This window comes from Pseudoduganella violacea, from assembly GCF_014191875.1.
Taxonomy (GTDB): domain Bacteria; phylum Pseudomonadota; class Gammaproteobacteria; order Burkholderiales; family Burkholderiaceae_D; genus Rugamonas; species Rugamonas violacea_A.
In genome coordinates this window covers 52,509-77,626 of the sequence record NZ_JACHXD010000019.1, presented here as the reverse complement: position 1 = coordinate 77,626, position 25,118 = coordinate 52,509, and the positions used below count along the sequence as shown (strand labels likewise).

The 25,118-nt window shown below is 63.0% G+C and carries 12 protein-coding genes; 8 read left to right on the top strand and 4 right to left on the bottom strand.

Annotated elements, in window-relative coordinates; all coding sequences use genetic code 11:
• Window positions 1–519: 519 nt before the first annotated feature.
• From FHS03_RS24030 to FHS03_RS24020, 3 genes are read left to right on the top strand one after another with little or no spacing between them, the layout of a single operon-like run.
• Entirely contained in the window at window positions 520–7,152 is a 6,633-nt protein-coding gene (locus FHS03_RS24030; protein WP_183443433.1) for a Tc toxin subunit A-related protein, read from the top strand.
• Window positions 7,153–7,172: 20 nt separating this feature from the next.
• Complete coding sequence (locus FHS03_RS24025) at window positions 7,173–11,729, top strand: SpvB/TcaC N-terminal domain-containing protein (RefSeq protein ID WP_229426383.1); 4,557 nt, start codon at window positions 7,173–7,175, stop codon at window positions 11,727–11,729.
• 10 nt (window positions 11,730–11,739) lie between these two features.
• A complete protein-coding gene (locus FHS03_RS24020) occupies window positions 11,740–14,751 on the top strand; it encodes an RHS repeat-associated core domain-containing protein (RefSeq protein ID WP_183443432.1) in 3,012 nt (1,003 codons plus the stop codon).
• Between the two features lie 22 nt (window positions 14,752–14,773).
• On the opposite strand, the gene FHS03_RS24015 is transcribed toward FHS03_RS24020, so the two are convergent.
• On the bottom strand, window positions 14,774–16,174 hold the full coding sequence (locus tag FHS03_RS24015) for a heavy metal sensor histidine kinase (protein WP_183443431.1): 1,401 nt from the start codon (window positions 16,172–16,174) through the stop codon (window positions 14,774–14,776).
• Entirely contained in the window at window positions 16,171–16,854 is a 684-nt protein-coding gene (locus FHS03_RS24010) for a heavy metal response regulator transcription factor (protein WP_183443430.1), read from the bottom strand. Before FHS03_RS24010 ends, FHS03_RS24015 begins: the two co-directional genes overlap by 4 nt.
• Window positions 16,855–17,008: 154 nt before the next feature.
• Here FHS03_RS24010 and FHS03_RS24005 point away from each other — a divergent pair, with 154 nt between their 5' ends.
• The 3 genes from FHS03_RS24005 to FHS03_RS23995 are packed head-to-tail and all read left to right on the top strand — an operon-like array spanning window position 17,009 to window position 20,182.
• Entirely contained in the window at window positions 17,009–18,859 is a 1,851-nt protein-coding gene (locus FHS03_RS24005; protein ID WP_183443429.1) for a copper resistance system multicopper oxidase, read from the top strand.
• A 26-nt stretch (window positions 18,860–18,885) separates the two neighbouring features.
• Window positions 18,886–19,689: a copper resistance protein B gene (locus FHS03_RS24000; protein WP_229426382.1), complete on the top strand. Its 804-nt coding sequence runs from the start codon at window positions 18,886–18,888 to the stop codon at window positions 19,687–19,689.
• A 43-nt stretch (window positions 19,690–19,732) separates the two neighbouring features.
• Window positions 19,733–20,182, top strand: a complete 450-nt coding sequence (locus tag FHS03_RS23995) for a cupredoxin domain-containing protein (RefSeq protein WP_183443427.1) — start codon at window positions 19,733–19,735, stop codon at window positions 20,180–20,182.
• 149 nt (window positions 20,183–20,331) lie between these two features.
• Here the strand turns inward: FHS03_RS23995 and FHS03_RS23990 are convergent, their stop codons facing one another.
• Together FHS03_RS23990 and FHS03_RS23985 are read right to left on the bottom strand one after the other, a co-directional pair.
• The gene (locus tag FHS03_RS23990; protein ID WP_183443426.1) at window positions 20,332–20,625 is read right to left on the bottom strand and encodes a CopK family periplasmic copper-binding protein; all 294 of its coding nucleotides are present in this window, start codon (window positions 20,623–20,625) and stop codon (window positions 20,332–20,334) included.
• A gap of 142 nt (window positions 20,626–20,767) precedes the next feature.
• On the bottom strand, window positions 20,768–22,252 hold the full coding sequence (locus FHS03_RS23985; protein WP_221208246.1) for an acetamidase/formamidase family protein: 1,485 nt from the start codon (window positions 22,250–22,252) through the stop codon (window positions 20,768–20,770).
• A gap of 209 nt (window positions 22,253–22,461) precedes the next feature.
• Here FHS03_RS23985 and FHS03_RS23980 point away from each other — a divergent pair, with 209 nt between their 5' ends.
• Together FHS03_RS23980 and FHS03_RS23975 are read left to right on the top strand one after the other, a co-directional pair.
• Window positions 22,462–23,913, top strand: coding sequence for an ArnT family glycosyltransferase (locus FHS03_RS23980; RefSeq protein WP_183443425.1), 1,452 nt, complete (start codon window positions 22,462–22,464; stop codon window positions 23,911–23,913).
• Complete coding sequence (locus tag FHS03_RS23975; protein ID WP_183443424.1) at window positions 23,910–24,926, top strand: glycosyltransferase family 2 protein; 1,017 nt, start codon at window positions 23,910–23,912, stop codon at window positions 24,924–24,926. The genes FHS03_RS23980 and FHS03_RS23975 overlap by 4 nt, the downstream gene beginning before the upstream one ends.
• Window positions 24,927–25,118: the final 192 nt, after the last annotated feature.

The window sequence follows — 25,118 nt, the reverse complement described above, 5'->3', positions numbered from 1 at the left end:
GCAGTCGCCCCCTACATTCCTCGTGATCAATTCGATAAAGCTATATTCCCTTTGGCGCGGTCGACGCGCACTGGCCGTGCCGCCGCTCTTCCTATGTCGGACCGGTTTGATGGGGTGACGTCGCGTGTGGACGAGAGGGCGGCGCCCTATGGCGAGCTGACAAAGGGTAATACCGATAGCGAACACGAACTCGCTAGCCATACTTTATCAAGCCGCTACTATCAACTTGGGCCACGGCCATTTTGTTGCTCGTCATTAAGGCGCTTTATTTCACCCGCACGCATTGTTGGCAGTGCTATTGGTGCTATGGACGGACCGTGCATAGGGATTTCGTTTGCGCATCTGACGCCACAGTGCGCTGTTGGTGTGAACCCGATCTAACGCTTGTTCAGCGGTTATCAACGTTTTACAGCCGCAGGAATGGTGTGACGACCACAGAGAGGCTGATCTATTACGAGCGTGACCGATGACCGTGGATAAGCATGGAGAATCTTTTTCACTTAAAAAAGGAGTTTGTGCATGAATGACTCGGATATGTCGCACACCGTAGTTTTGCCGGTCACCGATGAAACTCTGCTCGCGCAACTGCAGGAGCTGGACTACCGATCCGTATTCGATATCGTGCGTGATTCGCAAGGGACTTTTGTCCACAAACTTTCGGATTATCCGGCGGCACAGGTCAAACGCATTTATGCACAAGCGGAAGCACGCGCGCACACATTACTCAGCCTGCACCGCGCGCTGGTGGCGCGCAATGAACCGGTGATGCAGGGCATCGCCAAACTGGGTATCAGTCCGCAGCCCGAGGCTTTGTCGGCGGCGCTGCGCAGCGCCTTGAACGATGCGCCTGACTTTGCCGAGCTGTTCCCGGAGCGTTCTCCGCAAGGCTATGCCGAGGCGACGTCGATCCAATCGCTGTTCTCGCCCGGCCGCTATCTGGTCGAACTCTACAAGATCGCACAGGGCCTGCACACGAAGGACAGCCCGCTGAATATCGATCAGCGCCGTCCCGATATCGGGCAGCTGGTGCTGAGCAACAAGAACATGGATGAGCGGATTCCGACCATCGACATCTTGCTGAATATCCTGGCGAGCAATAACACCACGGCTGCCGACCTGGCCAAGGCCTACTATCCGATGACCCTGCCGTATGAGGATAATCTGGTGCAGAGCCGGCAGGTGCTGGCGGCCCAGGACGGTTCGCTGCAAGCCTTGTGGGCGGCCCTGGCCGATGCGCAATGGCAGGCATTTTTGCCGCCGGTCTGGCTGGCGCCCGATCCGGCGAATGACAACCGGACGCCGTCGCCCCCCACCCGCGAACAGCTGCGCCTCACGGCCGGCGCCTATGCCCTGCTGGTGTCGGAGCCGGCCAATGCGGACGAGATCGAGGAGCGCTACCATCTGCCTAGCGCCAACATTGCCGAGGAACTGCGGCCCTTGCCGGTTTTCACTGACCGTACCGGCCTGAGCTTCAATGAGGTCATCGCCATGACCGTGCAGCAGACCTACCAGAGCAGCGACGCCGCTGCGCTGCGTGCCAGCCCCTACTATGCTTATGGAGAAATGCGCACCGTGCCGGTCACGGAATACGGCCAGACCTATCTGGCCGGAGCGGCGGCAACGCCTCTGCTGGTGGTTCCGGCCGGGAAGGGTGCCGATGGGCAGGATGTCTATGAACTGGATTTAAAAAACGACACGGCCGTTCCTTTGGCCGACTGTGCCGAGCGGCTGTTGCGGCTGCAACGGCAGATCGGCCTCGAGTATGCCCAGCTCGACTGGCTGATCCGGAATGTGAACCAGGCCATCGGGCGCAGCGAGCTGGAACTCGATACGCCGGTGCTGGCGGCGCTGGCCGAATACAGCCGGCTGGCCGCCTCCTACGGCATTCCCGCCGACGCCTTTGCCTGCTTTATCGGCACCATGAACACCTATGCGCGCCCCAATCACGCCAGCCTGTTCCAGTCGCTGTTTACTTCGCCTAGCGATGGCCGCACGGCGACCCTGGATGGTGTCATCGACTTCACGCCCGCCAAGGTCGATCCGAATGCCATCCTGATCAGCGGCGGACTGGGGGTATCGGCGAATGAGCTGTATGCGATGGCGCAGCTGGCCTTCGACACCACCACGCCTACGGAGATAAAGATGAGTGCGGCGCGCTACGCCCAGTTGTATCGGCTGGCGACGATCCCGCGCATGCTGGGCATCAGCTTCGGCGATGCGCGCGTGCTCTGGGCCCTGCTCAACGGGGCCTTGGAACCAACGCCGCTGACGGTGGTGGCGCGCGCGCCGACGCTGCTGACGCTGGAGATCATCCGCCAAACCGAAAGTGTGCTGACGTGGATGGGTGAATATCAGCTGACGCTATCCAGCGTGGTTGCCATGACCACGCCGGTCTATACCGATGAGGCCACGCCGGAAGTGTTCAACTATGTGCAGAATATCTACAGTACCTTGAGCAGCGATAGCGCTGCCCTCGAGTATACGGGCAAGGAGCCGCCGGGCGAGGACCTGTGCGAGAAGCTGTACCGGGTGATGGCAGGCGCGTTCTCGCTCAAGGCCAATGTGCTGCGTCAACTGGTGGTCTGGCAGGACGTGCATTTCACCGTGCCTGCGGACGAGGGTAGCAAGCCGTATGGTCTTGGTGATTTCTGGGTCGAAATCCGGCAAATGTTTACGGCGCGGCCCGATGGCATAGGCTTGGCGGACTTGCGCGCGCATCCGAATCTGGCGCGCTATAGTAATGCGACCGGGCAGGGCGCCCTGATTGCGCGCTGGGGCGAACTGACCGAGCAGGACTTGAGCCTGCTGGTGCAAACGCCCACCTGGTTCCTCGATTTACCGCCGGGCGCCGCCGCGCCGCCACCCTCCCTGCCGGTGCTGCTGATGCTGTCGCGTCTGAAAACCTGGCAGCAGCGGGTGATCGTGCCGGAAGACACGGCCATGCACTATTTCACAGTGGCCAATACCGACGGCGAGGAGGAGGCGCTGGCGCAACTGGCCTACATCCATGGCTGGCCGCTGGAAGCGACCACGGCCATGAACGCCGATTTGGTCAGTGTTGGCGCGTATGCCGCCTATCCGCAAACCTTCCAGCAGTTGAACCGGCTGGAGATCTGGATGCGTGCCAGCGCCCAGCTTGGCGTGGGCAGCACCGGCATGGCCCAGTTGTACCAGATGGGGGAAAGCGATGCGGCGTCCGAGGCGCCGGTGTTGGTCGCGGCGGCGGCGGCCAGTCTGGTCGCGGGGGCGCCGGGCTCGGTGGCGGCGCTGGCGATGCAGGACATTCAAGAGCTGCGGCGCGACGCGCTGGTGGCTTACTATATCCAGAATTCCGTGCCGGAGCAGCTCAAGCCGCGGATCAAAACTGCCGACGATCTGTACGAGTACTTGTTGATCGACACCAAGATCTCGTCGGTGGTGACGAGCTCCCAGGTGGCCGAAGCGATTTCCAGTGTGCAGCTGTACATCAACCGCTGCCTGGGGGGCTACGATCCTGACGTGGACAATGCGCCCGATTCGACCATGGTGCAGGAATCGCGGCCAGGTGGCTTTCTATATGACTGGGCCGACTATAACCAGATCTACTCGACCTGGGCTGGCAAGGAGCAACTGCAATACTATGCGGCGATGTATCTCAGTCCGGAGCTACGCTATGGCAAGACGGTACTGTTCGATGCCATGGAAGAGAGCATCAACCAAGGAAGGATCACCGACTTCCGGGTGAATCAGGCATTCCAGGAATACATGCTTGGTTTTGAAAATTTGGCGAACCTGAAGACGATCAGTGGCTATCAGGCAGGCGTCGACATCAGTGTGAATACCGGCGACACCTTCTATTTCATTGGACGCAATCCATCCCCCCCTTACAACTATTACTGGCGTTCGCTCAATGCAGCGGTACGCAACGACGAGCAGGAGTTGACTGCCGGCTCCTGGTCCGAGTGGCTTAAGATCACTGGCGGTGTCAGCGACGCTGTAGGTGGCATGGTAAGTCCGGTATGGAATGGCGGGCGCCTATACATCTGCTGGCTGAGCCTTATCCAGGACGGAACGGCCGGTTCAGGGGAAACTACCCAAGCGACTTATGCGTATCGCGCGGAGCTTTGGGTCCTGCTGGAGAATGGCGCATGGGCCGCCAGCTCCAGCATTCCGTATACAGAAGCGGGAACACCGCAGGCGACATATGCGGTGACCGATCAGGATGGCGGAAAGCTGCGGCAGTATATGGTGGTGAGGCAGGATGGCAAGGAAAAAAGTTTTGAGTGGAAGGGGGACCGATGGATTGCATCGGACTTCATCCCGCCTGCCAGTGGAACCGTCTTGCATGACTTGGCCTTGCCGGGCACGGTACCCCCGCTGGCGGTACCGTTCACATGGAAGATCAACCAGGATGGACGCGAGTACACGTTTGTATTATCGAAATTCAACGGCAGATATATGACCTTTGATAAGGTTGTCGGCAATCCCTATGATGCCGGCGTAATTTTCCTCTCAGAGACTTATAATTTGACATCCTCTGCGCAGACCATCGATATTGGTCGACCAGGATATGAGTATATCCAATATCGCCTAACCACCGTTTCTAATTCGAGCACTACCACAACAATTTCACCAATTGCTCAGACTAAAGATTTCGCACCGAACGAACAATATATCACCTTCGCATTTAAAATCGGTGACGGTAAACTCCAATTAGAACGTACCGAGGGAAGTACTGTTGCAGTATTATGGTCTTGCTCGATTGTGACGGCAGCGGCGCCATATTTCATCGAATGCCTGCACGCAGGCTCCACCGGTATCCCTAGGCTGCTGTCTTATCGGACGCAGACGGACCTGATTGAGAATGGTGGCAAGGAGCCGATCGACTTCAATGGTTCCTATGGCCTATATTTCTGGGAAATCTTCTTCTACAACGCCTTCCTGATTGCCGACCGCTATCTCACCGAGCAGAACTTCGCGCAGTCCACGCTGTGGTACCAGTATCTGTTCAACTACGCCGGTTATCGCAATGCCGACGGCGAGCTGGAAATGGTCGATGCCGATGGCAAGCCGGTAAAGGTCGATGGTGAGGTGCGCTACTGGAATGTGGTGCCCCTGCAGACAGATGATAGCTGGAACCTGGCCATTCCCCCCACAGTCGATCCCGACGTGATCGCCATGAACGATCCCATGCAGTTCAAGCTGGCGGTCTTCAGCCAGACCGTGAATCTGCTGATCGAAGCCGGCGACCATGCCTACCGCCAGCTGCAGCCCGATACGCTGGCGCGTGCCAAGATGTTTTATGTGCAGGCTTCGCAGTTGCTGGGCACGCGGCCGGTCATCGATGTCAGCGACAGCTGGGCCAATCCCACCGTCGGGAAGGAAGCGGAACAGATTGCCGTCTTCAATGACGACGATCCGGATGCCCCGGCGCCGACCTGGCTCACCCAGGCCGCAAGCGCCTGGCTGGCCGGGCAGAACGGCAGTTTCCTGCCGCCCTATAACGCCGACCTGCTGAGTTACTGGGACACGCTCGAAGTCCGTCTGTACAACCTGCGCCATGGCCTGAGTCTGGACGGCCAACCGCTGGCGCTACCTTTGTACGCGGCACCGGTGTCGCCGGCCAGCCTGCAGCGCCAACACGGCGCTGGCAATGGCGCTGGCGGCAATTCCGTGCCATCGCTGACCCGGGCAAGCCAGTTCCGTTTCAGCGTGTTGCTGGAGCGGGCGCGCGTGGCGGTCGGCAATGTGATCCAGTTCGGCAATGCCCTGCAAGCGGCGCTGGAGCGGCGTGATAACGAGACAATGACCCTGTTAGTGCAAACCCAGCAGCAGCAAGTGCTGGCGCAGACGGCGCAAATCCAGACCACCAATCTGGGCGTGCTGCAAAACGGCCTTATGGCGCTGCAGGAGGCCAAGAAGGGGGCCGAGCAACGGCTGGCCCACTACGGCAATCTGTATGAAAACTGGATTTCCAGCGGCGAAGAATCGGCGATGAATTTGCAGACGATGGCCGCCTCCATGATTGGCGCTGCCCAGCCGCTGTATGCGATCGCAGGCGGACTGGCCGTCACACCCAATATCTTCGGTCTGGCGGCGGGTGGCTCGGAGTGGTCGGCCCCGGCGAAGGCATCGGCCATGACGCTGGAAGGGAGCGGACGGATCAATGAGATCGCGTCGACCCGCCTGAACATCAGCGAACAGTACCGCCGGCGTCGCCAGGATTGGCAGATCCAGATGCTCAACGCAGGCAACGAGGTGGCCCAGCTGTCGGCCCAGATCGCCGCCCAGGAGCAGCAGCTGGTGATGGCGCAGAAGCAGCAGGCGCTGGCCCAGCTGGAGCTGGCCAACCAGCAGGCGGTGTACAACCTGCAGAGCACCCGCTTCACCGGCACGGCCCTGTTTACCTGGATGACGGGGCGCCTATCAGCCCTGTACTACCAGCTGTATGACGCCACCTTGCCGCTATGCCTGGCGGCGAAAGAGGCGCTGACCCGTGAGCTGGGTGAGGAGAAAACCCAGAACTTGTTTACCACGCCGACCTGGAACGATCTATACCAGGGCTTGCTGGCCGGCGAAGGCTTGCTGCTGGAACTGCAGAAGATGGACAACACCTATCTGCACTACGATGTGCGCGGCCTGGAGATCCAGAAGACGGTCTCGCTGAATACCCAGATCAGCGGTGCACCGCAATCGACCACCACCTTCCCGGCCATGCTGCAGGCGGCCCTGGCCGGCCTGAAGCCGCCGGCCGTGGGCGGGGTCAGCATGGAACTGCTGACCGGCGACAAGCTGGTGATCGAGCTCGACATCGCGACGCTGATGCTGTCGGCAAGCTATGGTGTGACGGGCAAGATCGGACGCTTCAAGAGCATCAGCGTGACCTTGCCGACGCTGCTGGGGCCATACCAGGATATCGAAGCCACGTTGGGGCGGGGCGACCCGGCGGGGCAGGGCGTGTTCGTGCCGTTGTCGCGCGGCCTCGACGATGCCGGCGTCTTTGTGCTGGATCTGAACGATCCGCGCTACCTGCCGTTCGAAGGTACGCCGGTGGAGGACGGTAAGCTGATTCTGACCTTCTTCCATGCCGGGAAAACCGGGGCGCAGCGCGCCCTGGTAGAAAACCTCAATGACGTGATCTATCAGTTGCGCTACACGCTCAAGGACTATTGATGGCCAGCTCGATGAAGACAATGAAGCCAACCGACACGGTCACGGTCGCCGCGCCGGCCTTGCCCAAAGGCGGCGGCGCCATCCAGGGCATGGGGGAGGCGCTGGGTAATGTGGGCATGAGCGGCCAGGCCAGCCTGTCGCTTCCGCTGCCAATCACGCCGGGGCGCGGCTATGCGCCCACGTTGGCGCTGGGCTATGGCAGCGGCGGCGGGAATGGCGTCCTGGGCATGGGGTGGCAAGTGTCCGTGCCGAGCATTAGCCGGCGCACCACGAAAGGCGTGCCGCGCTATGGCGAGGAGGACCAGTTCCTGGCGCCGGATGGCGAATATATGGTGCCGGAACTGGATGCGCAGGGCCGGGTCGTGACGGCCGAGGTGGCGAGCTATGGCGGCTTGGCGCTGGGGCAACGCTATACTGTCACCCGCTACTATCCGAGCGTGATGGCGGGCTTCGACCGTATCGAGCGCTGGCAGGGCGGCGGCGAGGATTTCTGGCTGCTGCACGGTGTCGACGGCCAGTTGCACTGCCTCGGCAAACGCCCGCAATCGCGGATTGCCGATCCTACCGCTCCAGCGCAAAAAATCGCCTCCTGGCTGCTCGACGAATCGGTATCGCCCACCGGCGAGCATATCTGCTACGAGTACCTGAGCGAGGATAGCGCCGGAGTGGATATGAGCGGTAACGAGGCGCAGCGGAGCCAGACGGCGAACCGCTACCTGGGCCGGGTGCAATATGGGAATACCGAAGGGTATGCCCCGCTGTATGCATGGGGCAAGGCGGGAGAGGGTGAAGAGCCCCGCTGGCTCTTCACCCTGATCTTCGACTACGGCGAGCGTACCATGGATGCCTTGAGCGCGCCCACCTGGGCGCCGATCCAGGCCTGGCCCTGCCGGCTCGACTCCTTCTCCAGCTATGCCTACGGCTTCGAGGTGCGCACGCACCGGCTGTGCCACCAGGTGCTGATGTTCCACCACTTCCCGCAGGAGCTGGGGCAGGAGAATACCCTCGTCAAGCGTCTGCTGCTGGACTATGTCCAGACGCCCGTGCTCAGCCAACTGGTGACGGCGCAAATCCTGGCGTATGCCGCCAGCGGCGACAGCGCCTTGCCGCCGCTGGAGTTCGATTACACCCCCTTCGATCCGGCCGCTGCCACGGCCGGCTACCAACCCTTGCCGGCTTTTGCCGGCCTGAACGATGGCACGCAATACCAGCTGGTTGACCTGTATGGCGAGGGTTTGCCGGGCATTCTGTACCAGGTGGGCACCGATTGGCGCTACCAGGCGCCGCAAAGGGGCAGCGCCGGACCGGACGCGATCAGCTACGGCGCCTGGCAATCGCTGCCGGCGCTGCCCTCCCTGATCCCGGCGCGCAAGATGCTGAGCGATGTGAGCGGCGATGGCCGCCTGGATTGGCTGGTGACCGGGCCCGCCATGGCCGGCTATTTCACGCTCGGCCCGGACCGCCGCTGGTCGGGCTTCATTCCCTTCCCCGCCTTCCCGGTGGAGTTCCTGCAGCCCTCGGCGCAATTGGCCGACCTGGTGGGCGATGGCCTGTCCGACCTGGCCCTCATCGGACCGGACAGCGTGCGGATGTACCGCAATCTGCGCCTGGACGGCTTCGGCCCGCCACGCGACGTGGCGCATGACGCGGCCAATCCCCTGCCGGTGATCGGCCATGATCCGGCCGCCTTCGTCGGCTTCAGCGATGTGCTGGGCTCGGGGCAGCAACACCTGGTCTACATCCGCCATGACAGCCTGGAATGCTGGCCCAACCTGGGTTGGGGCCGTTTCGGCACGCCCTTGGTCCTGGCTGACTTGCCCTTCGATGCCGCGACTTTCGATCCCGCCCGCATCTTCCTGGCCGACCTGGACGGGTCGGGCGCCAGTGACCTGATCTATGCGGAAGCCGATCATTTTCTGATTTTCCTGAACCAGTCGGGCAACGGCTTCAGCGCCGCCCCCCTGCGGCTGCCCATGCCGCCGGGCGTGCGCTACGATCGCCTGGACCAGCTGAGTTTCGCCGACATGGATGGCTGCGGCTGCGCCAACCTGGTGCTGTCCGTGTCCCATATGGCGCCGCGCCACTGGTATTACTCCTTCGCGCCGGTCAAGCCCTATCTGCTGAACAAGGTGAACAACAATATGGGCGGCGCGACCGAGCTGCACTACCGCAGTTCGGCCCAGGAGTGGCTCGACGAAAAGCAGGAAAAACCGGATAGCGTTTGCCAACTGCCTTTCGCCATGCCCCTGCTGTCGGCCACGCTCAGCTTGGACGAGATCAACGGCAATACGCTGACGCAGCAATACCTTTATCGCCAGGGCGTGTATGCCGGCGTGGACCGCGAATTCCGCGGCTTTAGCTTCGTGCAGCATACCGATACGAGCGCCATGGCCGCCGCCACGGCGCCGGATGTGCCGATTACCGCGCCGGCCCAGACCCGGGTGTGGTACCACACGGGGCAGGAGGGCGCCGAGCTGCATCCGGCCGTACCGCCCTATGCCGACCCCGCGCTGTTCGCGCTGGGGCCGACGCGCTTTTCCGTGTTCGACCCGGCCAGCGGCCAGGACCAGCCCCTGCTGCCGGCCGATGCGGCCATGCGCTATCAGCTCGAACAGGCGCTGAAAGGCCAGGTCTTGCGCACCGAGCTGTATGGGGCCGATGCCAACCCGCGCCACGCCACGCCGTATAGCGTGCAGACCAGCCAATACCAGGTGCGCCTGGTGCAAGCCGGCGCCGCGCGCTATCCCGATTGCGCGCTGTTGCCGATGCTGCAGGAGCAACTGAGCGTCAATTACGACCGCATCGGCGCCGATCCCCAGGTCCAGCAAAGTGTCAACCTGCAGGTCGACGCGTATGGCACCGTCACCCACAGCGTAGCGATTGCCTATGCGCGCCGGCCCCAGCCTGCCGTCAACCCCTATCCCGCCTCGGTGCCGGATACGCAATGGCGCAGCACCTACGACGAGAGCCAGCAGCCGCTGCGGCTGACGGAAAGCCTGGCCAGCGTGTACAACCTGGACGATCCGCAGGTCTGGCGGCTCGGCTTGCCGTATCAGGCCAGGAGCAATGCGATCACCGATCCGAGCGGCTACAGCGGCTATCCCGCCGATCAGCGCGGGCTCGACTACGCCGCCTTGCACCGTCCGGATGGCGTGCTGGGTAGCCAGCAGAAACGTATCTTCGCCGGGCAGGCCGTGACCTACTATTTCAATGCCGGCGGCACGGCGCCTTTGCCGGCCGGTGTGGCGCCGCCGCCATTGGCCCTGGTGGAGCACGTCGACAGTGCGGAGCTGGATGAGGCCGCGCTGGCGGCCTATGCGGGTATTGCCGATCTGGACGCGCGTTTGCAGCGGGCCGGCTATCGCCAGCAGCCGGAGGTGCTGGCGCAGCCCGGCGCGCCGGCGGCGCAAGTCTGGGTCGTCCCCAAGGGCTATACCAGCTATGTTGACCAGGACGGCAACTGGCTGCCGTTCTACCGTCCGCGCGCCAGCCAGACGACCCAAATCGTCGGCCCGCAGAGCCTGACGTATGACCAGTATACCTGCTGCGTCCTGGCCCTGACCGATGCGCTGGGCAACCAGACCAGGGCCCAGTACGACTACCGCTTCCTGGCGCCCTGGCAGGTGACGGACGTGAACGGCAATCAGCAGCAAGCCCTGTTCGACGCGCTGGGGCGGGTGGTGGCCGGTTCCTGGTTCGGCCAGGAGCTGGGGCCGGACGGCAAGCCGGCCGCCGTCGGCTTTGCGCCAGTCGGCGACTTCAATGCGCAGGCGCCGGAACTGGCCAGCATTCCGGCGGCATTGGCCCATCCGGAAGGGGCGGTACAGCAGGCCGCGTCGGTCAGCCTGTATGCGCCGTATAGCTGGATGGGGCGGATCGAGGAGGCCGGGCTGGCGGCCTACTGCCGGGCAAACGAGAGCGTGGCGGGGCTATGGGCTGCGCTGCAGCAAGCCCATCTCATCACGGCGGATGGTTGTGTGCTGGCGCGCGGCCGCGCCTGGGCCGCCGGCCGGCAATCCCTGCCCGGCATTCCAGAGGAGGTACGCCCGCTCTTGCTGGCCGCCGAGCGCAGTCCGGTGCACACTGCCGTGCTGACGCCCGACCAGTATCCTGGCGTGGCCGGCCGGCAGGTGCAGATCCAGCTATCGTATGGCGATGGCTTCGGGCGCCCCTTGCAGGCTTGCCAGCAGACGGTGCCGGGGCCGGCCTATATGCTCGACGAGCAAGGCCAGCTGGTGCTGGAGAATGGCCAGCCGGTGCTAGGCGACACCGGCAGCGCGCCGCGCTGGATCGTGTCGGGGCGGGTGGAGTACAACAACAAGGGCTGGGCGGTACGCCGTTACCAGCCCTATTTCCTCGACCAGCCCGGCTACGTCGCCGACACGGAAGCGCGGCAGTGGGGCTATGCCGATACCGTGTACTACGATCCCTTGGGGCGGGTGGATGCCGTGGTGACGGCGCTGGGCTACCTACGTCGCACGCAGTACTACCCGTGGTTCAGCGTTGCCGAGGATGAAAACGATACCCTGAGCGAAGTACTGAACGGGCAAAGCCAGCGCGCTTTGGCCGAACTGTAAGGACAATGCGATGACGACAATAGCCGATCCGCGTACCGCCAGCCTGTGCCAGGGAAGCCCCGTGCTGTCGGTGGTCGACAACCGGGGTTTGCCGGTGCGCACCGTGCAGTACAACCGGGCGTCCAACGAGGAAGCGTTCGATGAACTGATCAGCCAGCAAAGCAATACCGAGCTTGGCCAGCTGTTCAGCCGCATTGACCCGCGGCTGCTGAGCGCCCGCCAGCTCGACCCGGCCGTGCCGCCGAATTTCCGCTACGACCAATCCTTGTCGGGGCAGGGGATCAGAAGCGTCAGCCAGGACGCCGGGGAGCAGGTCGTGATTTATGACGTAGAAGGCGGCCCGGTCTGGAAGCGGGACAGTCGCGGCCTGATCGCGGAGATGGAATACGATACCCTGCACCGGCTGATCACGGTGACGGAGCAGGATGATTTGGGCGTCGCCGTGACCAGCGAGCGCATCATCTATGGCGAAGCGGTGGAAGCGCCCGCGGCCGCCAATTTGCGCGGTCAGATTGCCCTGCGCTACGATACCGCCGGGATGACCCGGACGCCATCCTGTGCTGTGACGGGCGAAACCTTGCGCAGCGAACAGCAGTTCCTGCTGGAGAGCATCGTCAACAGCAACTGGGCCGGCACCGATGCCAGCGCTTGGCAGCGTGATCTGGACCCGGCCGTGTACATCAGCAGTTGGGCGTACAACGCGCTGGGGAGCGTGGTGCAAAGCACTGATGCGCGCGGTAATCAGCAGGCGATGCAAATCAACGTGGCCGGCCAGTTGGCCAGCAGCAGCCTGCGGCTGGCGGGCCAAGCCAGTGCGCATGACTTGCTGAGCGCTATCAGCTACAGCGCGGCGGGCCAGCCCTTGCGTGAAGTGGCGGGCAATGGCGTGGTCACGGAATATGGCTACGAAGCGGCCACCCAACGGCTCAGCACGTTCAAGACCAGCCGGCCAGCCCAGTCCGGCCGCACCAGCGTGCTGCAGGATCTGCAGTACAGCTACGACCCCGTCGGCAATATCCTGGCGATCAACGATGCGGCCATGCCGCCCAGCTACACGCGCAACCAGAAGGTCGAAGGCGAGAACCGCTACAGCTACGATGCCCTGTATCAGCTGCTCAGCGCCACGGGCCGCGAGAACGCCAACGCCGGCCAGCAGACGGCGACAATGCCTTTGCCCATCGTGCCGCTGGCGGGCGAGGCAGGTCAGCTGAGCAATTACACTCGCTATTACAGCTACGACCGTGGCGGCAATCTGATCGGTATGCAGCAAGTGGGCCAGAACAGCTACACGCGGAGTATGGTGGTGGCGCCGACCTCCAACCGAGCCGTCCAGCAGACCGGCGGCGTGATGCCGGGCGATGTGGACGGGGAGTTCGATGCCTGCGGTAACCTGCGGCAGCTGGCGCCGGGGCAGCCGCTCGTGTGGAATACGCGCAACCAGCTCCAGCGCACGGTCCAGGTGGTACGCGGTGGGCCAGACGACGATTGCGAAAACTATCGCTACGATACGGCGGGGCAGCGCGCCACCAAGGTCCAGACCAGCCTGACCAGCGGCACGACGCGCACCGCGCGGGTGCTCTACTTGCCGGGACTTGAGTTGCGCCGGACCGAGCAGAACCAGGGTGGTAGCGCTACACCGGTCGAGGTCCTGCAAGTGATCAAGGGTGGCGCGGCGGGGCGGCAGTCGGTGCGCTGCCTGCATTGGGAGGTGGGCCAGCCGGCAGCCATCGAAAACGACCAGCTGCGTTTCAGCCTGGGGGACCAGATCGGCTCGCTGCTGCTGGAACTGGACCAGCAGGCCGATATCCTGACCTGGGAGGAATACTACCCCTACGGCGGCACAGCCGTGTGGTCGGCCCGGAACGAGACCGAGACCAAGTACAAATATGTGCGCTACTCGGGCAAGGAACGCGACGGCAGCGGCCTGTACTACTACGGCTTCCGTTATTACGCGCCCTGGCTGTTCAGGTGGATCAGTCCCGATCCCGCCGGCACGGTCGATGGCCTGAATCTCTTCTGCATGGTAGGCAATAATCCCATCGCCTTCTCAGATTTTGCCGGCCTGAATCGGGAAAGTTCGCTGGTCGGCGAGGCAGATCTGGATGGGCAGGGCGCCTCCGCCAGTGGCGCGGCTCAGAGCCGCGGGCCGGCATATTTTAAGGGCTCATCCCAGAAGAATACCGGGCTGGCAGCACCGACCTGGCAATATGACAAGCATCGACCTGCTGGCGACCAGGTCTGGCATAGTGTGAGACAGAAAAGCTCCCGTATTTTGGGTAAGCATCAGTATGTCTTTGGTGCGGACCGGGCAATCACAGGCAGTGAATTGGAGACGCTGGATAACAATCAGTTTGGCCCCTCATACGCCCCTCAGTCCATTGGTGGGACACCGAATATCGGGCCGGGGCCACTGGAGATATTAAAAAGAAGAAAGAGTTTTAGCCAACGTCCCATCAATATTCTGAGCGGATCCCATGGGAATTGGCATGGAAATAACTGGGATGGAAAACTACGTTATCAACCCTATCTCGAACAGGATTTTTTGGAGGAGGATTTGACCAGCTATGCCGGTAGCCAATGGGTTACGGCTTCTCACGTGCAGAATCCGATGATGGAATTCATACATACCAAGAACCGGGTGGTGCCGGAGTTGGGAACCATGCAAAATGTGACTTTCCACCAGCTTCCCGGGAAACGAACGGGTTTCGGTTACTACGCTAACGATAACTATCCGAAGGGGAGTTTTAATAGCCGGCTGCGGTTTTATAACATGAAGGGCATGACGGATACCGAATTCAACACGCTGACTTCCAATAAAGGCGAACACGCCATTCTTGCATATTGCTTTGGCAGAAATGACGAGGCCCTGAGACATTATCGCAGCTTGCAGCCGGTGGTCAGTTATATCGGACCAGATGAGAACACTGGTCTGTACAATCCGCCGTTGTTCAAAGACTCTGTTCCGGATAACGACCCCCAGGCGCCGACGAAGAACAATTATAAGGCTCACCATTTGCCCTGAGCCGGGAGATGCTGTCGGAAGGTCAGGCGATTTTGTTTGATGAGTCTGCGGCAGGAAAATCCAGGCTAAAGCAGGTCCGGCCAGCGCCCGAGGTGGCGCTGGCCGTGCCGCCGTGCGCCAGGGCGATCGCCTGGGTGATGGCCAGCCCCAACCCCGCGCCTTCGCCATCGGCGCGATGGCTGCGGTCTTTTTCCACCCGGTAGAAGCGCTCGAAGACATGGGGGAGGGCGTCGGCGCCGATCTCCGGGCCGGGATTGTCGACATACAAACGCAAACCGGTGGCCGTGCGCGCCACGGCTACCTCGATGGTGCCTCCCGCCGGCGTATGGCGCAGGGCGTTCGACAGCAGGTTGCCGATGGCGCGCCGGATCATGAGCCGGTCGCCACAGATGGTGCCGGCGCCGGTGGTCCGCAGCGACACCTGGCGGTCCTCCGCCAGCGCTTCATAGAACTCGAGCAGGGCCGATATCTCGCGTTCGAGCGCGATGTGCTCGCGCGATGGCAGGGTCAATCCATGCTCAGCCTTGGCCAGGAACAGCATGTCCGACACCGTGCGCGTCAACCGGTCGCACTCCTCCGCGTTGGAGGCCAGGGTCTCCCGATATTGCTCCGCCGTGCGCGTCTGGCTCAGCGCCACCTGGGTTTGCGTCATCAGATTGCTCAGCGGGGTACGCAGTTCATGGGCGATATCGGAGGAAAAATCCGACAGGCGGCGAAAGGCCTCTTCCAGCCGCGAGAGCATCTGGTTTAGCGACAGGGCCAGCTGCGCCATTTCCGCCGGCACCGCATCGACCGGCATGCGCACGTCAAGCTGGCCGGCGCCGACGTGCGCCGCGCGCCGTTCCATCGCGTATAGCGGCTGCAGACCGCGCCTGGCCGCCAGCCAGCCCAGGCCGGCGCTGGCCAGCGCGGCCAGCGCCACATACACGGCCAGCGCCTTGCCGAAGTCGGCGAGGAAGGCGTCGTGATGGTCGACATCGACCATGATCGCCAGGCGCAGCGGCTGGCCGGTGCCGGGTGCCGGGATGGTGCTGGCCACGCTCCGGAAGTGGCGGTTGCCCCACTGCCAGTTGCGCATGGCCGGTCCGGTGTCGGGCGGTGCGGTGCTGGCTAGAAGCTGGGTCAGGGCGCCATCCCCGGCGCGCATCAGCAGGCGGCCATCGCTGGACCACAGTACGACCGCCATGTCCTGGTGGCCGGCAAACACCACGCGCAGCTGCTGCGCCAGCGCAGCGCTGCTGCCGGCGCCGGCCGCCAACTGGCGCGCCAGCTGCATCTTCCCGGAGAGCAGGTCGTGGTCTTGCGCTTCGAAGTGGCGCGCCACGGCCAGCAGGGTAACGCCGCCCAGGGCCGCGAGCGAGAGACTGGCGATAATGGCAAACAGGACGGTCAGCCGCGTGGTCAGCGACAGGGGGCGGCTCATGCCTGCGCCTCGTCGTCCAGCACATAGCCCATGCCGCGCACGGTCTGGATCAGCTTGCGCTCGAAGGGATCGTCCACCTTGCTGCGCAGGCGGCGCATGGCCACCTCGACGACATTGGTATCGCTGTCGAAGTTCATATCCCAGACCTGGGAGGCGATCAGTGAGCGCGGCAAGACCTCGCCCTTTCGGCGCAGCAGCAGTTCGAGCAGGGCAAACTCCTTGGCCGTCAGGTCGATGCGCCGGCCATGACGCACGACACGGCGGCGCAGCAGGTCCAGTTCCAGATCGGCCGCCGTCAGCACGGCCGCCTGGGGGCTGCCTTGGCCGCGCCGCAATAGCGTACGGATGCGGGCCAGGAGCTCGGCAAAGGCAAAGGGCTTGACCAGATAATCGTCCGCCCCCAGTTCCAGCCCCCGCACCCGGTCTTCCACCTGGTCGCGCGCGGTCAGGAAGAGGATGGGCATGGCGTGGCCTGCCTGGCGCACGATCTGCAGCAGCTGCCAGCCATCCATGCCCGGCAGCATCACATCCAGGACCAGCAACTGGTAGTCGCCGCCCAGCGCCAGGTGCAGCCCATCCGGGCCGTTACGCGCCAGATCGGTCGTATAACCGGCTTCGTTCAAGCCCTGGCGCAGGTATTCGCCAGTCTTGGCCTCGTCCTCGACGATCAGGATTTTCATGCGGGGTTCTCCTTGGTTGCACGGCCGTAGTGTGCCGCAAGGATGGCGCCTTCGGCAAAGATTACGTAAATGTAATCCCGGCGTCACCGATGCGTTGCCCCGCGCCCGACATACTGGCCGCGTCTGATGTGACACATTGATATGAAAGGAATGTATGCGTAATACACCATGGAACGGGCAGGTTTCGCCCTGCACCCTGTCGCGGCGCCGCTTTGTGCAGGGGCTGGTGGCCGGCGGCGTGTTAAGTGGCCTGGGATCCTTGCCGCTGGCCGCCACGGGAGCGTCGCCACAGCGCGGCACCGAGCTGCGGGGTTCCCATTTTGAGCTGGAAATCGCTGAAACCCCCGTCAATTTTACCGGCCAGGTGCGGATGGCGACCACCATCAATGGCACGCTGCCGGCGCCCACCCTACGCATGCGCGAAGGCGATACGGTCACGATCCGGGTGACCAACCGGCTGCGGGAGAGCACCTCGGTCCATTGGCATGGCATCATCCTGCCGTTCCAGATGGATGGGGTGCCGGGCATCAGCTTTCCCGGTATCGCGCCGGGCGCCACCTTTACCTACCGCTTCAAGCTCGAGCAGAGCGGCACCTACTGGTATCACTCGCATTCGGGCATGCAGGAACTGACCGGCATGTATGGCGCGCTGATTGTCGAGCCGCGCGATGGCGAGCGCGTGCGGGCCGACCGGGACTATGTGATGCTGCTCTCGGACTGGACCGACGACGATCCGATGCGGGTGTTTGCCAAGCTGAAGGCGCAAAGCGACGTCTACAACCGCAACCGCCCGACGGCTGGTGATTTTCTGCGCGACGCTTCCCGCGAGGGCCTGGCCGCCGCGCGCGAGAAGCGCGCCATGTGGAATGCCATGCGTATGAACCCGACCGACCTGGCCGACCTGTCTTCCAGCGTGCTGACCTACCTGGCCAATGGCACGACACCGGCGGGCAACTGGACGGGCCTGTTCCGTCCCGGCGAGCGAGTGCGGCTACGCTGCATCAATGGCGCGGGCAATACCTTTTACGATCTGCGCATTCCCGGCTTGAAGATGACGGTGGTGCAGGCCGATGGCGTGGACGTCGAACCGGTCACGGTGGACGAGTTCCGCTTTGGCCCCGGCCAGACCTGCGACGTGCTGGTGCAGCCCCAGGATGACGCGTATACCATCTTTGCGCAATCCATGGACCGCACCGGGTATGCGCGCGCTACGCTGGCCGTGCGGGCTGGACTGGCCGCTCCCGTTCCGGCGCTGGATCCGGTCCCTTGGCTGGCGATGTCCGACATGTTGGGGCGGATGGCGCATGGCCCCGGCATGGATCACGCCGGCATGCAGCATCGCGGCATGGGGCAGGGTGCGGCCGGTGCTGGCGCTGGCGTGTCCCAAGGGGGCATGGACCATGGCGGCATGAGCCACGGCGCAATGCATCATGGTGGTATGCCGGCGGCCCCGGCGGCCGGTGCCGCACTGGCCCGTGCGAGCCAGACGGTGCGCCATGCCAGCAGCGAGTATGGCCCCAGCACCGATATGCGGGTGGACATGCCGCGCGTCAATCTGGACGATCCGGGCATCGGCCTACGCAACAACGGCCGGCGCGTCCTGACGCTGTCGGACCTGTCCACCGTCGGCGGTCCGCTCGATGCGCGCGGCGCCGAGCGCGAGATCGAACTGCACCTGACCGGCAATATGGAGCGTTACACCTGGTCGCTGGACGGACTGGAGTTCGGCAAAAGCACGCCGGTGCACCTGCGTTACGGCGAGCGGCTCAGGGTGATCCTGCAGAACGACACCATGATGACGCACCCCATGCACCTGCATGGGATGTGGAGCGAGCTGGAAACGGCGGACGGGCAGTTCCAGGCACGCCTGCATACGATTCCCGTGCAGCCGGCCCAGCGCCTGAGTTTCCTCGTCACCGCCGACGCCCTAGGGCGTTGGGCCTGGCATTGCCACCTGATGTTCCACATGGATGCGGGCATGTTCCGCGAGGTGGTGGTGGCATGAACCGGGTACGACGACAAGGAAACGCAATGAAGATGTATCGCTTACTGTGCGCTGTCGTGCTGGGCGCCGTGTCCCTGCCGGCCACCTGGGCCCAGGATGGCCGCGTGCAGGATGCGCCCGCCGTCCGCGATCCGCATGCCTATGCCGACGCCTATGCCCTGGGTGTGGGCCAATATGCCATCGGACCGCAGCGCCTGCTCCACCTGGCCGATGAGCATCGGTTTTCCAGCCTGCTGATCGATAGCCTGGAGTGGCGCAGGGGCGGCGGCGATGGCAGCGCGGCGTATGAGGCGCAAGCCTGGTACGGCAGCGACTACAACCGCCTGGTGCTCAAGGCCGAAGGCGAAGTGGCCAAGGGTCGCTTGCACGAAGCGCGCATCGAACTGTTATGGGGCCATGCCATCGCCCCTTACTGGGACGCGCAACTGGGTGTGCGCAAGGATCATGGTCCGGTACCACGCCGGACCTGGCTGGCGCTGGGACTGCAGGGCCTGGCGCCGTACTGGTTCGAGCTCGATGCCACCGTGTATGTCGGCGGCGGCGGGCGGACGGCATTGCGCCTCAATGCCGAATATGAATTGCTGTTGACGCAGAAATGGGTACTGCAACCCCGTACCGAATGGACCGCCTATGGCAAGGCCGATCCCGCGGCCGGTGTCGGCAGTGGGTTGTCGGAGGGCATGCTGGGCCTGCGCCTACGCTACGACTTGTCGCGCCAGCTTTCGCCCTATGTCGGCGTGGAGTGGAACCGCCGATTTGGCGGGACGGCTGCAGCGGTGGAACGGGTTCGCGAAACCCGCTGGGTTGCCGGCCTGCGGTTCTGGTACTGAGGTGGGGGATGTCCCCCATTTCCTGATTGAAAATGGAGAATCTATGCAAACGAAAAAATTGTTTACCCTGTTACTCGCGGCGCTGCCTGCTTGGGCGCTGGCTGATGGTCAGCATGCCGGCGCAGCCAATGGCAAGCCGGGCAACCCCGCCAAGGTCGACCGCGTCATCGAGGTGGGCATGGACGACAGCATGCGCTTTGCCCCGGCACAGATCGAGGTCAAGGCAGGTGAGACCATCCGCTTTCTGCTCAAGAACGCCGGCAAGATGGAGCATGAGATGGTGCTGGGGCAGATGGCGGAATTGAAAGCGCATGCCGAGATGATGCGGCGGATGCCCGAGATGCAGCATGCGGAGCCGAATATGGTGAAGCTCAAACCGGGGCAGCGCGGCGGTATCGTGTGGCAGTTCACGCAGGCCGGCGAGGTTGATTTTGCCTGCACCATCCCCGGCCATCTTGAGGGCGGCATGGTCGGCAAGGTCAGCGTGAAGTAAGAAGTCCGGCGCGACGCCGGCAAGGACGGCTATCGGCCCGTCAGGCACGGACGGGCCGAGTATGGTGATAGCGCGGGCAATACGCGGCGCCGCTGGCAGAGAAAGACAGCCGCCGCCACGTATGCCAGCATGGTCGGCTATCGCCCTTCTTAGTTCTGATGGCCTTGTTGCAGCAACAGATCGAGCTTGCCGACTTCGTTGCCGACGACTTCGATCTGGCGGTCATCGGTGGTTTCCACGACCTGGCCCTTGCGCAAGGAAACGGCGCGGCCGTATTTGTTTTCCAGGGCCATCTTGCCGTCCTTGAATACATGGAGCGTGCCGCCATCATTCAGGCTGTGGCTGCGCACCGCCTCGTCCTGGAGCGCATGCCCGGCAACCGCCGGTACGGCCGCCAGCGCCAGGGAGAGGACGAAGAGAGACCCTGTTGCGTTGATTTTCATGGTCTTTCCTTTCATGGTGTTGTCAATCGCGCAGGCAAGGCAATTGCCGCCTGCTTGCCCAACAGTGTAAGGAAGCGTAATAGACCGGGACATGACCTGGAGATTACAAATACGTCAGGTGCTGCCTATAGAGTCTGTGTTGCTATGGCGCAGATGGCGGTTGGGAGTGCAAACGCTGGAGGCGGCTTAAAACGGCCTTGTCAATCTTCGCCGCCATCCCCACGCTGCGACCGGCCAGATTGGCAACCGAGTATTTCACCACACTGCCCAGCACCAAAGCGCTCTCCGGCAGGGATAAGCCGTAGTCCTGTGCCAGCCATTGCACCATGCCGCCAGTGGCGGCGCGCAGCGCCTCGTCGAGCGAGCCGGCCTGGCCCAGCACCATGATGTGGGTCGGTGATTCGACGCGCGGCATGTTGATCGCCTTGCCCTTGATCAGATGTACGGCGAATTCGACTTCCATTGAGGTCTCCAGCGCCCATTGCGAGGTCTCGCCGTCACCTTGCGCCGCGTGGGCGTCGCCTAGATAGAGCAGGGCGCCTGGCTGCTGTACAGGCAGGTAGACGCTGTTACCCTCCACGACTTCGTTGAAATCCATATTGCCGCCGGCGCGTCCCGTGTCGCCGGTGGATAACGGCGGACCATCGGCAGGCGCCAGGGCTAGGCCCCCCAGCATTGGCCGCAGCGGAACGGCAAAGCCGGCCAGGTTGCCGCCGGCGTGCTCGGGGCTGGCCAGGCCTCGCTCCCGATCGAGGTGCCAGCGCACCGGTTTTCCCAAGGCGCCCGCCTTGTCCGCCATACTGGTGGCGCGCGCTCGCCCAACGATATCGTCCAGGCTGTCGGCATAGTCTCGGTTCAGGCGTAGACGGCGCAGATGCACCACTAGGGTATCGCCGGGTTCGGCGCCCACAACGAAGAACGGCCCGGTCTGCGGATTGCCATATAGAGCGCGCGTGACGCCTTGTTCGTCCACGCCGCCGGAGTCGATCGTGCTCGTGCGCACGCTGTCGCCCGGCCAGATCGTGAGCACGGGATCGCGTTCGGCGCTAAACACATTGCTGTAATTGGTGGGAAGGAAAACATGCCGTTGCGGTGCGGTCGATACGCGTTGCGGCAGGCGGCGTGCGCTGAAGGCATGTTGCGCGCGCCGGTGTGGGACATTGGTGTCGGGATGATCGGAGCTGCCGCGCAGCACGGCGCCATCGAGGGTGCCACGGTAGACGTAGCGATTACTACTGCTGTCGGTGACGGTGAAAGCAATCTGATCCCCGTCGCGCCGGCCTACCAATGGATCGCCTCCCAGCGTGCCCGCCAGGTCCATGCCATTTTGTTCGAGGTGCATGCTCTGGTAAGTGGGATTCCCCCAGCGCTCAATTTTGACGACCCAGGCATCCGTCGCAGTGGCGTTGGCCAGACTGGTGATGAAAAAACACAGCAGAGTGATCGGAAAGCGCATGGTGTGGCGGGCGGAAAGGTGGGCGCCCAGTATAACGTGGCTGGGCGGCAGCGCATCGGGCGGCACAACGTGGCGGAAGATTGCATCGGGTTGGTTGCACTCGGTCCGATGATAGCGGCGTGGGCAATGCCTTTCAGGCCGGCGTCGCGCGCAACTGCCGGCCGCTGTCATGCCTGGTGTCGTACTGACAGGTTATGTGACTTTCCCATGGCAAGCGAACTTGCGCATTACAGACTTTCATGGCATTGTCTTTATTGCATTATTTGTAGGCGTCGCTTCCGTCTGGCGCCTCTAGCGGCTCGCCGCCATGTATGCCAGGTATCACACTGCAGGGATGGCTTTGTTTGATGTTCCCCTTGACTAGCCAGGAGACCCCTATTTTGACGGATCCGTTTATTGGCAATATTCCACTGGAACAACGCAATGACGCTGCGCCGCCCGTCAGGCGGCAAGGCTCAGTCCCCGGTATTTGGCGCACCTGGTTCGTACTGGCGGTGCTGCTGCTTCTGCTGTGCCGGATCGGCCTGATGTGGTGGGGGCCGCTCGCGGATACGACGGAAGCGCGGTATGGCGAGCTGGCGCGCCAGACGGCCACCAACGGCTACTGGCTGATGCCGCACATGAACGCGGCAACCCCATTTTTTGCCAAGCCACCGCTATCGACCTGGGCCAGCGCCGCAACCGCCATACTGTTCGGTATCAATGAGTTTGCCCTGCGCTTGCCGGCGTTGCTGGCGGCATTGCTGACGCTATGGACGGCTCATTGCTTTGCCCGCGCGCTGGGATTGCGCGAGCCGGGGTTGGTGGTGCCGGTGCTGGCCTCCATGCCGCTGTTCTTCGTGGCGGCCGGAGCTGTGATGACTGACGCCATCCAAATGGCCATCGTCTGGGGTGGGCAGTACGCGGCTTGGCGGGCATTCACGGCTGAGGAAAAAGCGTCGCGGCGGCGCTGGGCGCGCATTTTCTGGGCGCTGGTGGGCCTGGGAGGGCTGGCGAAAGGGTTGGCCACCTGGGCCTTGCTGGGCTTGCCGATTATTGCTTTTGCTCTGCTGCAGCGCGAGGCGCGCCAGGTTGCGCGCTGCCTGCTGGATGCCCCCGGCATACTGTTGGCGACGGCCATCTGCTTGCCCTGGTATGTGGCGGCGGAGTTGGCCTATCCAGGGTTCCTGCAATACTTCATCGTAGGCGAGCATTTCGCGCGGTTCCTGGTGCCCGGTTGGCAGGGGGACCGCTATGGCCTTGCCCACCGCCAGCCGTTGGGGGCGATCTGGTTGTTCTGGATCGGCGCCATCCTACCGTGGCTCCCTGTTTTTATGTTGCGCCTGCTTTCGGTATGGTCAACGCGACGCCTGGGATCATCCCCGGCGGAGCGCTTCTTGTGGTGCGCGACCCTGGTGCCGCTGCTGTTCTTTACCGGCAGCCGCAATATCATTTGGACGTACGCGTTGACCGCGGTGCCGCCATTTGCCGTCCTCGTGGCGCAATGGCTTGAGCAGCGTCCTGCGGTGCGGTGGCCGCGCATTGGCAAGGCACTGATGGCCTATGCCCTGTTGGTGGTGCTCCTGTCGCCGCTGCTGCTCCAACAGCAAAATGCCAACTCCGACCGCGCCCTGGTGCTAGCACATGCCTCGCTGTCAACGCCCGGCAGCGTGCTGGCGTACGCCACGCAGCCCACGTTTTCCTCTGCCTTCTATACTGCCGGTGCGTTCACTCAGCAGGCCACAGGCGAGCCGATGATCGTGATGGACAATGATGCCATCGCCCGCGAGGCGCTGGCCCCCGAGCGTATCCTATTTCGCGGGCGTAGTCGTTCGCTGGTGGCTATGCCATGAGGGCGCGTCATCCATCCCCCGCAGTGCCGCCGCCCGCGACACCTCGTACTTTGTCGGTGGTCTTGCCAGTGTTTAATGAGGCGGCATCGCTGCGCCTGCTGTTACCGGCATTGGCGCTGGTACTGTCTGAGGTCGGTATGAAATGGGAGGTCGTTATTGTCGATGACGGCGGGAGCGACAACCTGAAGGAGGTCGTGGCGGAGTTCGAGAGTATTGTGCCGGTGAACCTGCAGTTGCTGACGCTGTCGCGCAACTTCGGCAAGGAAGCGGCACTGACCGCCGGACTGACGGCGGCGCGCGGTGATGCCGTGGCGATCATGGACGGCGACGGCCGACATCCTGCGAGCCTGATTCCCAGGATGGTGGCGCGTTGGCAGGCGGGGTGCCCGGTGGTGATAGCCGTGCAAACAGGCCAGGCGCGAGAACCGCGTCCCTTGGCATGGACCAAGCGCGCCTTCTATCGTTTCCTGCAGAAGGGAGAGCGTTTCGCCATCCCACCCGATGCGGGTGATTTTCGGCTGTTGGATCGGTGCGTGGTCGATGCTTTGCTCCAGTTGCCTGAACGTGCCCGTTTCATGAAAGGTTTGTACGCCTGGCTGGGGTTTCGTAGCGAGACGATCGCGTTCGAGGCGCCTACACGTATCGCCGGCGACACCCATTTCCGTCTTCCTCAACTCCTGGAACTCGCTTCCCTGGGCATCACGTCCTTCTCCATGAAGCCTTTGCGCATGGTCTCCTTGCTGGGGGTGTTGATTTCCACGGGCGCCTTGCTCTATGGGTTGTTCATTCTGATGGACACGCTCATTGTTGGCAATGCTGTGTCTGGCTGGGCGACGCTGGCATCCGGCATGATGCTGTTGGCCGGGATTCAATTGATGTGCTTGGGAGTGATCGCGGAATATTTAGGCCGGGTTTTTGAGGAAACCAAGCGGCGCCCACTATATATTGTGGAGCGGTGCTTGGATCACAGCACCTTGCGCACGCAGACCGCGCGTGTGGCGCGCCGCCGGTAGCCTGTGAGCACCCAAGCATCGTTATCGAACGGGAGCGGGGGGCTTTCTAGCGCTGACTTGCATGGCCTGTATTTGTCGCCGTGGAACATAGCCTTGTTCTAGTTCCTGCTTATTGTTGCGGTATTGGATCACCGTATAACGATAGGTGAAAAATAATCCACAGCGAACCTGAACCTGCCCAACGACGACGAC

Coding starts and splice junctions, on each gene's coding strand:
- FHS03_RS23990 (WP_183443426.1), bottom strand. CDS start 20,625: ATGAAAATCAACGCAACAGGGTCTCTCTTCGTCCTCTCCCTGGCGCTG.
- FHS03_RS24015 (WP_183443431.1), bottom strand. CDS start 16,174: ATGAGCCGCCCCCTGTCGCTGACCACGCGGCTGACCGTCCTGTTTGCC.
- FHS03_RS23985 (WP_221208246.1), bottom strand. CDS start 22,252: ATGACAGCGGCCGGCAGTTGCGCGCGACGCCGGCCTGAAAGGCATTGC.
- FHS03_RS24020 (WP_183443432.1), top strand. CDS start 11,740: ATGACGACAATAGCCGATCCGCGTACCGCCAGCCTGTGCCAGGGAAGC.
- FHS03_RS24010 (WP_183443430.1), bottom strand. CDS start 16,854: ATGAAAATCCTGATCGTCGAGGACGAGGCCAAGACTGGCGAATACCTG.
- FHS03_RS24025 (WP_229426383.1), top strand. CDS start 7,173: ATGAAGCCAACCGACACGGTCACGGTCGCCGCGCCGGCCTTGCCCAAA.
- FHS03_RS24005 (WP_183443429.1), top strand. CDS start 17,009: ATGCGTAATACACCATGGAACGGGCAGGTTTCGCCCTGCACCCTGTCG.
- FHS03_RS23975 (WP_183443424.1), top strand. CDS start 23,910: ATGAGGGCGCGTCATCCATCCCCCGCAGTGCCGCCGCCCGCGACACCT.
- FHS03_RS24000 (WP_229426382.1), top strand. CDS start 18,886: ATGAAGATGTATCGCTTACTGTGCGCTGTCGTGCTGGGCGCCGTGTCC.
- FHS03_RS23995 (WP_183443427.1), top strand. CDS start 19,733: ATGCAAACGAAAAAATTGTTTACCCTGTTACTCGCGGCGCTGCCTGCT.
- FHS03_RS24030 (WP_183443433.1), top strand. CDS start 520: ATGAATGACTCGGATATGTCGCACACCGTAGTTTTGCCGGTCACCGAT.